This is a genomic window from Methylobacterium sp. ARG-1, assembly GCF_001262595.1.
Lineage (GTDB): Bacteria > Pseudomonadota > Alphaproteobacteria > Rhizobiales > Beijerinckiaceae > Methylobacterium > Methylobacterium brachiatum.
In genome coordinates, this window is sequence record NZ_LHCD01000004.1 from 258,218 (window position 1) to 270,478 (window position 12,261).

11 protein-coding genes and 1 pseudogene are annotated in these 12,261 nt (G+C 67.9%); 6 read left to right on the forward strand and 6 right to left on the reverse strand.

Annotation, left to right across the window (positions count from 1 at the left end):
- Window positions 1–45 precede the first annotated feature (45 nt).
- Window positions 46–444 (reverse strand): hypothetical protein, encoded by a 399-nt coding sequence (locus AKJ13_RS07075; protein ID WP_244471528.1) that lies wholly within the window; start codon window positions 442–444, stop codon window positions 46–48.
- Window positions 445–577: 133 nt separating this feature from the next.
- On the opposite strand from AKJ13_RS07075, the gene aspS reads away from it, so the two are divergent.
- From aspS to AKJ13_RS07095, 4 genes are read left to right on the forward strand one after another with little or no spacing between them, the layout of a single operon-like run.
- The gene (gene aspS / locus AKJ13_RS07080; RefSeq protein WP_050732777.1) at window positions 578–2,422 is read left to right on the forward strand and encodes an aspartate--tRNA ligase; all 1,845 of its coding nucleotides are present in this window, start codon (window positions 578–580) and stop codon (window positions 2,420–2,422) included.
- A 13-nt stretch (window positions 2,423–2,435) separates the two neighbouring features.
- Complete coding sequence (locus AKJ13_RS07085; RefSeq protein WP_050732712.1) at window positions 2,436–3,308, forward strand: glycosyltransferase family 2 protein; 873 nt, start codon at window positions 2,436–2,438, stop codon at window positions 3,306–3,308.
- A complete protein-coding gene (locus tag AKJ13_RS07090) occupies window positions 3,305–4,381 on the forward strand; it encodes an acyltransferase (protein WP_050732713.1) in 1,077 nt (358 codons plus the stop codon). The genes AKJ13_RS07085 and AKJ13_RS07090 overlap by 4 nt, the downstream gene beginning before the upstream one ends.
- A gap of 41 nt (window positions 4,382–4,422) precedes the next feature.
- Window positions 4,423–4,707: a hypothetical protein gene (locus AKJ13_RS07095; RefSeq protein WP_050732778.1), complete on the forward strand. Its 285-nt coding sequence runs from the start codon at window positions 4,423–4,425 to the stop codon at window positions 4,705–4,707.
- Between the two features lie 64 nt (window positions 4,708–4,771).
- Here AKJ13_RS07095 and AKJ13_RS07100 read toward each other — a convergent pair whose 3' ends face one another.
- A complete protein-coding gene (locus AKJ13_RS07100) occupies window positions 4,772–5,068 on the reverse strand; it encodes a hypothetical protein (protein WP_144426200.1) in 297 nt (98 codons plus the stop codon).
- Between the two features lie 742 nt (window positions 5,069–5,810).
- On the opposite strand from AKJ13_RS07100, the gene AKJ13_RS31300 reads away from it, so the two are divergent.
- Window positions 5,811–6,494, forward strand: a complete 684-nt coding sequence (locus AKJ13_RS31300) for a hypothetical protein (protein WP_144426201.1) — start codon at window positions 5,811–5,813, stop codon at window positions 6,492–6,494.
- A gap of 13 nt (window positions 6,495–6,507) precedes the next feature.
- Here AKJ13_RS31300 and AKJ13_RS07110 read toward each other — a convergent pair whose 3' ends face one another.
- Both AKJ13_RS07110 and AKJ13_RS07115 read right to left on the reverse strand, forming a co-directional pair.
- Complete coding sequence (locus tag AKJ13_RS07110) at window positions 6,508–6,762, reverse strand: DUF3297 family protein (RefSeq protein WP_050732716.1); 255 nt, start codon at window positions 6,760–6,762, stop codon at window positions 6,508–6,510.
- Between the two features lie 44 nt (window positions 6,763–6,806).
- Window positions 6,807–7,424 carry a CatB-related O-acetyltransferase gene (locus AKJ13_RS07115; protein WP_050732717.1) on the reverse strand — a complete coding sequence of 206 codons (618 nt, stop codon included), beginning with the start codon at window positions 7,422–7,424 and terminating at the stop codon, window positions 6,807–6,809.
- A 78-nt stretch (window positions 7,425–7,502) separates the two neighbouring features.
- On the opposite strand from AKJ13_RS07115, the gene AKJ13_RS07120 reads away from it, so the two are divergent.
- A complete protein-coding gene (locus tag AKJ13_RS07120; RefSeq protein WP_050732718.1) occupies window positions 7,503–9,830 on the forward strand; it encodes an NADP-dependent malic enzyme in 2,328 nt (775 codons plus the stop codon).
- A gap of 56 nt (window positions 9,831–9,886) precedes the next feature.
- On the opposite strand, the pseudogene AKJ13_RS32205 reads toward AKJ13_RS07120, so the two are convergent.
- Both AKJ13_RS32205 and ppx read right to left on the reverse strand, forming a co-directional pair.
- Window positions 9,887–10,219: pseudogene (locus AKJ13_RS32205) on the reverse strand (methyl-accepting chemotaxis protein); the annotation flags it as partial.
- A 245-nt stretch (window positions 10,220–10,464) separates the two neighbouring features.
- Window positions 10,465–12,018, reverse strand: coding sequence for an exopolyphosphatase (gene ppx / locus AKJ13_RS07130; protein WP_050732720.1), 1,554 nt, complete (start codon window positions 12,016–12,018; stop codon window positions 10,465–10,467).
- Between the last annotated feature and the right edge of the window lie 243 nt (window positions 12,019–12,261).

The window sequence follows — 12,261 nt, forward strand, 5'->3', positions numbered from 1 at the left end:
ACGCGAAGGTCCCCATGTTTCACACGGTCAACGTCGTCGCGCCGTCTACGCCGGGCCTGCCAGGGCCGCACGCCGGCGCGCTTCGGTCTGCCGGCGGATCCGCACCACGTCGGCCCGGCGCTGAGCCTCGGCGCGCCCGAGCAGCCGGTCCAGAATGCCGGTCTCGACGCGCTCACCGGTCGCTCCGTCGGTAAGGCGGCGGATCCGGTCGACCCGGAAACCGCGATAACCGCCGTGTCGCGTGTCGATACCGCCCAGCAGGGTGCGCCCCGGCCCGAGCTTCAGCTCGCGCGCCGACAGCGAGCGGTTGCTCCACGTGCCGGTCGCGTCCTCGTAGACGAGGTCGAAACGGCCATCGAGCGGCAGCGTGCGCCAGGCGCCGGGCGGGCTTTCGACGGGCCGGGCGGGGCGTCCCTTCGGATCGGAAAAAGCGTTGTGCCTCATGGACATCATGTGGGTATTGACCGTCCGATCCGGTAGGTCCGCGGCCCGATCCGGAAGCGGATTCCGGCCGCCCATGCTTGACTTGGGGGGCCTCGCGTGAATGGTGCCGGCCTTCCCAGAGAAGAAGCCCGTCATGCACCGTTACCGTTCCCACACCTGCGGGGCGCTCCGCCCGTCCGACGTCGGACAGACCGTCCGGCTCTCCGGCTGGTGCCATCGCATCCGCGACCATGGCGGCGTGCTGTTCATCGACCTGCGCGACCATTACGGGCTGACGCAATGCGTGGTCGATTCCGACTCGCCGGCCTTCAAGGCGGCCGAGGTGGCGCGCTCGGAATGGGTCGTGCGGATCGACGGGCGCGTGCGCACCCGGCCCGCCGGAACGGAGAACGCCGAGCTGCCGACCGGGGCGGTCGAGGTCTATATCGACGACCTCGAGGTGCTGGGTCCGGCCGGCGAGCTGCCGCTGCCGGTCTTCGGCGACCTCGAATACCCGGAGGAGACGCGGCTCCGTTACCGCTTCCTCGACCTGCGCCGGGACAAGCTCCACGCCAACATCATGAAGCGCGGGGCGATCATCGACGCGCTGCGGCGGCGGATGCGCGACGGCGGATTCTTCGAGTTCCAGACGCCGATCCTGACCGCCTCGTCCCCTGAAGGCGCACGCGATTATCTCGTGCCGTCGCGGGTCCATCCCGGCAAGTTCTACGCGCTCCCGCAGGCGCCGCAGCAGTTCAAGCAGCTGACGATGATCGCCGGCTTCGACCGGTACTTTCAGATCGCCCCCTGCTTCCGCGACGAGGACGCCCGGGCCGACCGCTCGCCGGGCGAGTTCTACCAGCTCGATATCGAGATGAGCTTCGTCACCCAGGAGGACGTGTTCCAGGCGGTGGAGCCGGTCCTGCGCGGGGTCTTCGAGGAGTTCGCCGAGGGCAAGCGCGTCACGAAGGAGTTCCCACGCATCACCTTCGCGGACTCGATGCTGAAATACGGCGTCGACAAGCCGGACCTGCGCAACCCGCTGATCATCGCCGACGTCTCCGACCTGTTCGCCAGGGACGACGTGGCGTTCAAGGCGTTCAAGGGCGTGATCGCCTCCGGCGGCGTGGTCCGGGCGATCCCGGCGACCGGGGCCGCTTCACAGCCGCGCTCGTTCTTCGACAAGCTGAACGACTGGGCCCGCACCGAGGGTGCGCCCGGGCTGGGCTACGTGGTGTTCGAGGAGGAGGCCGGCCAACTCACCGGCAAGGGGCCGATCGCCAAGTTCATCCCGGGCGAGGTCCAGGCGCTGATCGCTCAGAAGACCGGGGCGAAAGCCGGCGACGCGGTGTTCTTCTCCGCTGGTACCGAGGCGAAGGCCGCGGCGCTCGCCGGCAAGGCCCGCATCCGCATCGGCGACGAGCTGGGCCTGTGCGACAAGGACCAGTACGCGTTCTGCTGGATCACCGACTTCCCGATGTACGAGTGGAGCGAGGAGGAGAAGCGCATCGACTTCTCCCACAACCCGTTCTCGATGCCGAACATCGACCGCGAGGAATTTCTGGCGCTCGACCTCGATGCCCTGGCCACGGAAGGCCAGGACGGTGAAGTCACGAAGAGAATCCTCGGTATCAAGGCGTTCCAGTACGACATCGTCTGCAACGGCATCGAGCTGTCCTCCGGCGCGATCCGCAACCACCGCCCCGACGTGATGGAGAAGGCTTTCGCCATCGCGGGCTATGGCCACGAGGTGCTGGAGCAGAAATTCGGCGGCATGCTGAATGCCCTGCGCATGGGCGCCCCGCCGCACGGCGGCATCGCCCCCGGAGTCGATCGCATCGTCATGCTCCTGTGCAACGAGCCGAACATCCGCGAGGTGGTGCTGTTCCCGATGAACCAGCGCGCCGAGGATCTGATGATGGGCGCCCCCGCCGAGGCGACGCCCAAGCAGCTGCGCGAGCTGCATATCCGGCTTAACCTGCCCGAGAAGAAGGCTTAAGCCCGGCCGCGCAGTGCCGCGCCTCGTCGCGATCATCGTCGCGCATGACAGCGCGGCGGTGCTGCCCGCCTGCCTTGCCGCGCTCGCAAGCCAACACGTGCCGGCGATCGTGGTGGACAATGCCAGCCGGGATGCCTCCGCTGACATGGCGGAGGCCGCTGGCGCGCAGGTGATCCGCAACGCCCGCAACGAGGGCTACGGCCGCGCTAACAACCGGGGCGTCCGGGCCGCAGTGACGGCGGAGCACGTGCTCATCGTGAACCCGGACGTGATCCTGAGGCCGGGTGCGGTGGACGCTTTGGTAGCCGCGGCGCGGGCGTGGCCGGATGCCGGCCTGCTGGCACCGCGCCTCGTCGAGCCCGATGGGCGCTTCTTCTTCCAGGCGCGCTCGCTGCTCGCGCCCTATCTGACCAATCCCGGCGGCCGGCTGGTGCTGCCGCAGGGGGATGCCTGCGCGCCGTTCCTCTCGGGGGCCTGCCTGATGATGCCGCGCCGCCTGTTCCTAGACCTCGGCGGCTTCGACGAGCGCATCTTCCTGTTCTACGAGGATGACGACCTGTGCCGACGCGTGGCCGAGGCCGGGCGGGCGCTGGTCCATGTCCACGCCGCCGAGGCCCTGCACGGACGCGGCCGCTCCTCGGCGCCCGAGCGGGGCCGCGTGTTCCGCACCCGCTGGCATCAGGCCTGGTCGCGGGCCTATGTCAGCCGCAAATACGGCCTGCCCGATCCGAGCCTCGCGACCCTGGTGACCAACCTGCCGAAGGTGCTGCTCTCGGCCCTGGTGCTGCGCCGGGCCGGCGTCGAGCGCTACGGTGGTTCGGCGGCCGGCGCCCTCGCCTTCCTCCGTGGCCGGACCGCTCTCGCCCGTGAGGGTCTGCCCGAATGAGCGCGCCAACCATCGCCGACGCTCTCGGAGCCGCGCGCAACGGCTTCACCGGCCTGCGGCTGGCCCTGGCGATCGCCGTGGTCGTGTCCCACGCTTTCAGCGTCGCCACGGGTTCCGCCGGGGACGAGCCCCTGGCGCGGCTGACCGGCTACACGCTGGGCGAGCACGCGGTGAACGGTTTCTTCGCCGTATCAGGCTTCCTCGTGACCATGAGCTGCGACCGGCGCGGGATCCGCGACTACGCCCTCGCCCGGACGTTGCGGATCCTGCCCGGGCTGGTGGCTGCGACCCTCGTCGTGTCGCTGGGTCTCGGCACGGCGCTGACCCGCCTGCCCGTCTCCGAGTATCTGCGCGAGCCGGGCCTGTGGTCGTTCATCCGCGGGACGCTGGCGACCTTCAAGAGCAACGCCGCCCTCCCCGGCGTGTTCGAGGCCAACCCGTACCGGGCGCCACTCGGCACGGTCTGGACGCTGAAATACGAGGTGCTGTGCTATCTCGGCGTCCTCGGTGCCGCCCTGTGCGGCCTGCTCCGGCGGCGCTGGTCGGCCCTTGTGATCGTGGCGGGGCTCGCGCTGGCGCTGACCATCGTGGGCGGCCTGCGGGGCGCCGACCTGCCGAAGGGCACGGAAACCGCCCTACGTCTGCCCCTGATCTTCGCGGCCGGCGCGAGCCTGTATCTCTGGCGTGAGCGGCTGCGGATCTCCGGCGCCGCCCTCGCCTGCCTCGCCTTCGGCGCCTTCGTCCTCGCGCGGACGCCGGCCTATCCAGCCCTGCTGTTCTTGGCGGAGGCCTACGGCGTGGTCTGGCTCGCCCTCGGGCCTCTGGCCCGCGGGTCGTTCGATCCGCCCGCCGACTTGTCCTACGGGATCTATCTCTACGGCTGGCCGATCCAGCAGACCCTGCACGCCCTGTGGCCGCAGATGTCGGGGCCCGCGTTGCTGGCCCCTGCCCTCGCCGTAACGGTGCCCGTAGCGGCCCTGTCCTGGTACGGGATTGAGTGGCCGGCCCTGGCGCTCAAAGCGCGGGCGCTGGGACGGCGACGCCTCGGCACAATCGAACCGGCAGGGCCGTGACGGATCCCGACAGGCTGCTCCCGCCCGCCGCAGCTCTGGCGATGGCGGCGAGGCTTTTGGAAGCGCAGGGTTTCACGATCGTCACGCGGAACGAGCGCGGCGACAGCCTCTACCTCGCGCGTCCGGGCCAGGACGCGACCCTTCGCCTGTCCAACCATGCGCGCCGGCCGCGGCAGCGGCGGAACCATCCGGAGGTCGTGACGAGCCTTGTGGTGGCGACGCCGAAACGGCCGGGCCAACTCGCGGTGATGGTCGCGGCGGCGGTGCGGGATTTTGCGGCCTGCACATCCAGAGCTGCGGCCAAGGCGCTGCCAGCTCACAAATAGGAAAATATTGGCATCTCGCGACGCTCAGGATAGGTTTTTTATCCAGGCGGAGGTAGGGCGTACGTCACAACTGACCAACGATCGTCACGCTCAGGACGTCGCTGCCCTTCGCACCGAGCTCGCTGGCCTCGCCGTTGGCGTCAAGCTGATCCAGCTTGAGCGCGTTCTGAGCCGTAAGTACCGCCCCGATCAACCGCGCGCGCCAGCTGGTCAGTCCGATGGCGGCCGCTGGCTTCCGGAGGGCACCGGCGGCGAAATCCAGGCTGAATCGCAAACGGAAGACGCTGTCCTCGAAGATGGATCGCGGGTTCTCTCGATCCGGATTCGGGCCAAACCGCATACGGACTGGGACGAGCAGCACACGGTCATCGGACCAGATGGCACGCGAACGGTCTTCGAGACCTCAGGTCTCACGCAGACGATGCGTGATGGTGACAGCGACGAGATCCTGGCTCGAAGTCTCCTCACACAGGATGGAGCGGAACCGGAAGCCTTCGTCCAACTGGCCCGGGGTCGGCCACGCCCGTCAGTCGAACTGGCGCGGCGATTCGCGAAGACGTTCGAGGCCGCAGGATCGCTCTTCTCGGTTCTGTCTGGGCGGAACACCAGCGATCGAAAGGCTATCTTCGCTGCTCCCGCGAGCGAGTATATCCCCGGGGATCCTTACAACGATCGAGCCATGTGGGTCGGGGCCGTAGGGCAGACTGAGTTGGACCAGTTGTGCCCTCGTAACGGGGGGTGCAGGCTATAGCGGACGCCGTCTCTGCAGAAGTAAGGGCGTCCGGAAACTATTTTGATGAGCAAGATTTCGGCAATAAAGTCCATGTTGGGATCGCAGGTATAATAAATGCCAGGAAAGATCCCAATCTTGTGGCCGAGAACTTTTATGATGCTACGACAGGCAAAATTGCTCGATACGGAGCGAGGGGGTCAATACGGCTGGATGTGCTCGAACATTCGCAGCCATCGACAGTCTGTGTCTATGATCATAAGACCGGAAACGCGTTTCTCAGAGGACCGCGGTCAGTCGACGTTGTCACAGTAGTGCAGAGGCGCTTCCCGGATATGCTTCGATATATTCTAATCCAGATAAAGCCGATGACATGACGAACGCTCGTCAAGTTCGGCCCATCTTTCGAATCTTGAGAAAGAAGTATCCGTGTTTTGCACGGACGAGCGGTCGCTTCCTATTTGTGGCGCCGGTTCACCATATCGCGTGCGGCATCTTTATTGAACGATGCTCTGACCCCAACTGTTTCTGGCCGAGATTAGTCCTGACGGCGCTCTACTTTTTTGGCTTGGACGTCGATATTGCGATCGGTACATACTTCGAAGATTTGAATCGGCCTTCGGCATCTGAGAGCAAGTTCTGGCTTTGGTCCGATCCTACGACGATACAGGAAGCCATCGCGGTCATAGAAGCAGTCGCGCTCCCGAAACTGCGGTTCTATGGAACGCCGGAAGGCTACGCGACGCTGCCGCCGAGGCCACATACAGTCCATAACGAGCCCGCCGAAGACCGCATGCTCGTCCACATCGCGGCCGGCGATCTCGAGACCGCTCGAGCGATCTGGCACGAACGACAGCTGTGGCACGCCGGCAAGTCGTTCCCGCCAGGGACGCGTGCGGATCGCTGGCGACTGCAGCTCGCTGCCGTGGCCGAGCCGCTCATGGCTGACGATCGGCCGGCATTGGCAAAGATCCTGCACAATTGGGAGGCGGCCAACGTTCGCGGGACGGAGCTGGAGCCCTACTGGGAACTCACCCCATTCCCGCTGGAGCGATGAACCCGCCAGATTCTCATTCTGCGTCCGCCGCGTCGCGCAGGTAAGGCTCCACCGGGCCCTTCAGCTTCACCGTCATCGGGTTTCCGGCGCGGTCGAGGGTCTTGCCGGCCGAGAGGCGCACCCAGCCTTCGCTCACGCAATACTCCTCGACATTGGTCTTCTCGACGCCCTTGAAGCGGATGCCGACGCCGCGCTCAAGCAGGGCCGCGTCGTAATACGGGCTGTCCGGGTTGACCGAGAGGCGGTCGGGCAGCGCGAGATCGGACATGGGCGGGCTCCAAGTTCGGCGTGAGCGGAAAACAGGCCCGCGGATTACGCAATCCCCTGCCCGCCCGCAACGCCGGTCGCCGCGGCGACCAAAGCCGCGATGTCGCTGCCCTGCAGCAGCGGCACCAGCCGCGTTACGTCCGCGTGCGGCAGGTCCCACCACGCCGCGGCCAGCAAGGCCTCCACGGTCGCCGCGTCAAACCGGTGCCGCACCACCCGCGCCGGATTGCCCGCCACCACCGCGTAGGCGGGCACATCGCGGGTCACCACGGCGCGGGCCGCCACCACGGCGCCGGACCCGATCGTGACGCCCGACAGGATCATGCAGCCCGAGCCGAGCCAGACATCGTGCCCGATCACCACGTCGCCCCGGGACGCGTGGAAATCCTCCGGCGCCTGTGCGTCCGGAAACAGCCCACGCATCGCGGCGAACGGGTAGGTCGACACCCAGTCCAGCCGGTGGTCGCCGCCGAGCAGGATCTCGACCTTGTCGGCGATGGAACAATAGCGGCCGATCGTCAGCCGCCGCCCGCTTTCCGGGAAACGGACTTTTGGACGCCCGTACGAATAAGCGCCTATGGAGAAGCCGTAAGCCCTCGCCACCTTGGCGAGGTGGATCCGCGTCTCGTTGTGCGGGTTGCGCCCCCTGCGCAGCCGGTGCAACAGACCCCTCACGATGGGATCCGGCGCGGTTTGCGACCGCGTCGTCTCCGGGAAAGCAGGCGAGCTGGAAGGTGCGCGATGGCCGATAACATGTCCGAGGACCTCAAGGCCGGGGCGCTCGTCTACCACCGCCTGCCGCAGCCCGGAAAGCTGGAGATCCAGGCGACCAAGCCGCTGGGCAACCAGCGCGACCTGGCGCTGGCCTACTCACCCGGCGTCGCGGCCGCCTGCATGGCGATCCACGACGATCCGCAGGAGGCCGCTACCCTCACGATCCGCCAGAACCTCGTCGCCGTGCTTACCAACGGCACGGCCGTGCTGGGCCTCGGTGATATCGGCCCGCTGGCCTCGAAGCCCGTGATGGAGGGCAAGGCGGTCCTGTTCAAGAAGTTTGCTGGGATCGACGTCTTCGACATCGAGGTCGACCAGAAGGATGTCACCAAGCTCATCGATGTGGTCTGCGCCCTCGAGCCGACCTTTGGCGGAATCAATCTCGAGGACATCAAGGCGCCCGAGTGCTTCGAGGTCGAGGAGCAGTGCCGGGCGCGGATGAACATTCCGGTCTTCCATGATGACCAGCACGGCACCGCGATCATCGTGGCGGCGGCCGTCCTCAACGGCCTCGAACTCGCCGGCAAGAAGCTGTCCGACGTCCGCATCGTCACCTCGGGCGCCGGTGCGGCGGCCATTGCTTGCCTCAACCTGCTCGTCTCGCTCGGCGCGACCCGGGAGAACATCACGGTCACCGACATCAAGGGCGTGGTCTACAAGGGCCGCGCCGAGCTGATGGACCGCTGGAAGGACGTCTACGCCCAGGAGACCGAGGCGCGCACGCTCGCCGACGTGATCCCGGGGGCGGACGTGTTCATCGGCCTCTCGGCCGGCGGCGTCCTGAAGCCCGAGCTTCTGGAGAAGATGGCCGAGAAGCCGCTGATCATGGCGCTGGCCAACCCCTATCCGGAGATCATGCCGGATCTGGCCCAGCAGAAGCGCCCCGATGCGATGATCTGCACCGGACGCTCGGATTTCCCGAACCAGGTCAACAACGTCCTGTGCTTCCCCTACATCTTCCGGGGTGCCCTCGATGTCGGCGCCACCAGCATCAACGAGGAGATGAAGCAGGCCGCCGTGAAGGCGATCGCGGCGCTCGCCCGCGAGACCCCCTCCGACGTGGTCGCCCGCGCCTATGGCGGCGAGGCCCGGCCGTTCGGTCCCGAATCCCTGATCCCGAGCCCGTTCGACCCGCGCCTGATCGTGCGCATCGCCCCGGCGGTGGCCAAGGCCGCGATGGAGTCCGGCGTGGCCGGCCGGCCGCTCGCGGATTTCAATGCCTATGTCGAGAGCCTCGACCGGTTCGTGCACCGGTCCGGCCTCATCATGAAGCCGCTTTTCTCCAAGGCTAAGGCCGAGCCGAAGCGCGTGATCTACGCCGAGGGCGAGGATGAGCGCGTGCTGCGCGCCGTCCAGGCCATCGTCGAGGACAAGGTCGCGCTGCCGATCCTCGTCGGCCGCCCGCGGGTGGTCGAGTCGCGGCTCAAGCGCTTCGGCCTGTCGATCCAAGAGGGCCGCGATTTCGAGCTGATCGATCCCGAGGACGATCCCCGCTACCGCGCCTATGTCCAGACCTACCTGGATGTCGCCGGCCGGCGCGGCATCACCCCGGATGCGGCGCGCACCCTGGTGCGCACCAACAACACCGTAATCGGCGCCATCGCGGTCCGGCGCGGCGAGGCCGACGCGCTGATCTGCGGCCTGGAGGGCCGGTTCGAGACCCGGTTGCGGATCATCCGCGACGTGATCGGCCTGGCGCCCGGCATCGCCCAATGCGCCGCCATGAGCCTGATCGTCACCAGCGAGGGCGCCTACTTCCTGGCCGACACCCATGTCCGGCAGAATCCGACGGCGGAAGAGATCGCCGAGGTCGCCCAGGCCTGCGCGGGCCATGTCAGCCGCTTCGGCTTGACGCCGAAGATCGCCCTGCTCAGCCACTCGGATTTCGGCCAGTCGGATTCGCCCTCGGCGATGAAGATGCGGGAGGCGTTGGCGCTGCTGCAGGCCCGCGACCCCGACCTGATGGTCGACGGCGAGATGCAGGCGGATTCGGCCCTCTCCGAACTGGTCCGCGACCGGGTCCTGCCCGGCTCGCGGCTCAAGGGGGCGGCCAACGTCCTGATCTTCCCGAACCTCGATGCGGCCAACATCGCGTTCCAGTTCGCCAAGGTGCTGGCGGACGCGCTTCCGGTGGGGCCGCTGCTAATCGGCCCGGCCAAGCCCGCCCACATCCTGACGCCCTCTGTCACAGCCCGGGGCATCGTCAACGTCACGGCCGCGGCCGTGGTCGAGGCGCAGTCCGAGCCGGCGCCGCTGCCCAACGGCGAAAGCGGCGTCGGTATGATCTCCGAGTGATATGATCGCACCGATCCCGGCGGCCCGAACCGCCGGGATCGGTCAAAAGGGTCGGTTCAGGCCGCCCGGGCGGTGTCTACGAAACGGGCGACCGCGGCGCCGAGGTGCTCGGATTGCTGCGATAATTCGGTGGCGGCATCGCGAATTTAGCTCGTCGCCGTGTCGGTCTGATCCGCGGCTTCGGCGACGGCGGTGATGTTGTGGGTGACCGAGCCGGTCCCCTGTGCTGCCTGTCCGACGTTGCGGACGATCTTTTGCGTGGCCGCGCCCTGCTCCTCGACCGCCGCGGCGATCGAGATCGCCACACCGCTAATCTCCTGAATGCGCGTGGTGATCGAACCGATCTCCGTGACCGCCCGGCCCTTGGACGCCTGAACCTGGGCGATCTGGGTCGCGGTCGCCGTCAGGGTTTGGGCCGTGGATTGCAATTCGGCATCCGCGGCCGTGCCCGGGGCAATGATACCGCCGACCGCCCGCCCGAAGGCTTCGGCCTTCTGGTGCATCCCCACCTTGCGCCGCGCCTCGGCCGCGAGGCGGGCCTGCGTCGTTTCCGCTTCGAGCTGCCGGTGCATCGGGATGGGCAGCGGTGCATCCCGGCCCACCCGCCTGGGCGGTGTCCGCGGCCGTGAAACGATCAGCCGGCGGTGCCGCCGATCTCGATCCTCCCGTCCAGGCCGACCACACGGCCGAGACCGCGGACGCGGTTCAGCAGACGGTCGCTGGCGAGGGCGGCCCAATCCTGGGGTATCCGCAGCGTGACGCGGCCCTCCTCGATGAGGAGCGGTGCCCGGGTGAGCGCGCCATCCATGCCGGCGGAGATCGGGAACGCGACGCGCAGCAGCGCGCCGAGCAGGCGCGCCCGTTCGAACAGGCGCGGACCAGCGATGGAACGAAGAATCGGGTTGGCCTTTTCCGGCGCCAGCCCGCTGTGCCGCAGCGACACCGCGAGGGCGAGATAGGCCCGCCCGGGATGATCGACCCCGACGAAGGCGGCGTTCTGGATCGCCGCGATGCTCTGCTCGTCGCGATAATCGGGATGGGCCCGCCAGCCGACATCTGAGAGCAGGCAGCCCGCATGGCGCAGGCGCCGCTCGTCCGTGGTCTCGGGCCCGTCCAGCGTCGCCACGAACCGGTCCGTCCAGGCCACCAGCTCTTCCCCGTGGCGGGGCGAGCGGGCGCGCAAGGCGTTGAATTCCGCGGCCGAGGCGAGGAGCGGATCGATCAGGCGGGAATCGCGGTCGAGCTGCTCGAACAACAGCCCCTCCCGGACCCCCGAGGCCGAGATTGCGATCTCTCGGGGCCGTCCGACCCGGATGATCTCTTCGAGGACGACGGCGCCGTAGGCCAGGAGCGGGCGACGCGCCTCCGAGATCGCGTCGACATCCTGCAACATCGCGACGTCGGTCTCCTCGACGATCTGCAAGAAGCTCATCTCGTCAGTGGGTTCCACCGAGTAGCCGTGCATCACGTGGACGGGATAGCCGCGGGCGGCCTGATGCAGGCGCGCAAGCGCCCGCCATGTGCCACCGACCGCGTAGAACGTGCGGCCGCGCAGGGTCTCGAGCTGCGGCTCGGCCTTGCGCATATGCTCGCGCACGATCTTCGCCGCCTTCTTGATCGACCCGCCGGAGAGATCCTGCAGGGCGAGGCCGCCGAGCGGCATGGTCACGCCCTGACCGACCACCGTGCCGCGCACGTCCACCAGTTCGAGGGAGCCGCCGCCCATGTCGCCCACGACCCCGTTCGGTGCGTGGAAGCCCGAGATCACGCCCATCGCGGAGAGCTCCGCCTCGCGCCGGCCGGATAGCAGCTGGATCTCCTGGCCGCAGGCCGCCTCGGCCGCGCGCAGAAAATCGGGTCCGTTCTCGGCATCGCGAGCGGCCGCAGTCGCCAGGACGAACACCCGGCCGACCCGCATCGTCTCGCACAGCACCCGGAACCGCCCGAGGGCGGTCAGCGCGCGGTTGACCGCATCCTCGTTGAGCCGGCCGGTGGTCAGGACGTTGCGGCCCAGGCCGCACAGCACCTTCTCGTTATAGAGCGGCGTCGGCGCGCGGCTCAGGCCGTCATAGGCGACGAGCCGAACCGAGTTGGAGCCGATATCGATGATCGCCACCGGCGGCTGCGGGTCGCGCGAGGGCCTGTCCGCGGAATGCGCGAGGGTGAGGTTGGCGCGAGGGCTGCCCAAACGTCCGAGTCCTTGATGGAGCGCGGCAAGCCGGACCGGCGGGCCGCGGGTGCAATCCAGAGCTGCGTTCGACGATGTTGCCACCGAACTCGGCTCCAAGTCGATGATACGAAGTGCCTTCGACCGCGCCGCTGTCCTCGGCGACGCCGACTGCTCTAAGCCCAATGGCACCAGCAGGGCAACGTTACGCCCGCCCGGCTTTCTGCCCGGGCGCAGAGTTCGCACGCAGAACTGCACAACCCG

What these genes read in the sequence shown, in the direction of transcription:
- AKJ13_RS07075 (WP_244471528.1), bottom strand. Translation starts at nt 444, where the DNA reads ATGAGGCACAACGCTTTTTCCGATCCGAAGGGACGCCCCGCCCGGCCC.
- aspS (WP_050732777.1), top strand. Translation starts at nt 578, where the DNA reads ATGCACCGTTACCGTTCCCACACCTGCGGGGCGCTCCGCCCGTCCGAC.
- AKJ13_RS07090 (WP_050732713.1), top strand. Translation starts at nt 3,305, where the DNA reads ATGAGCGCGCCAACCATCGCCGACGCTCTCGGAGCCGCGCGCAACGGC.
- AKJ13_RS07095 (WP_050732778.1), top strand. Translation starts at nt 4,423, where the DNA reads ATGGCGGCGAGGCTTTTGGAAGCGCAGGGTTTCACGATCGTCACGCGG.
- AKJ13_RS31300 (WP_144426201.1), top strand. Translation starts at nt 5,811, where the DNA reads ATGACGAACGCTCGTCAAGTTCGGCCCATCTTTCGAATCTTGAGAAAG.
- AKJ13_RS07110 (WP_050732716.1), bottom strand. Translation starts at nt 6,762, where the DNA reads ATGTCCGATCTCGCGCTGCCCGACCGCCTCTCGGTCAACCCGGACAGC.
- AKJ13_RS07120 (WP_050732718.1), top strand. Translation starts at nt 7,503, where the DNA reads ATGGCCGATAACATGTCCGAGGACCTCAAGGCCGGGGCGCTCGTCTAC.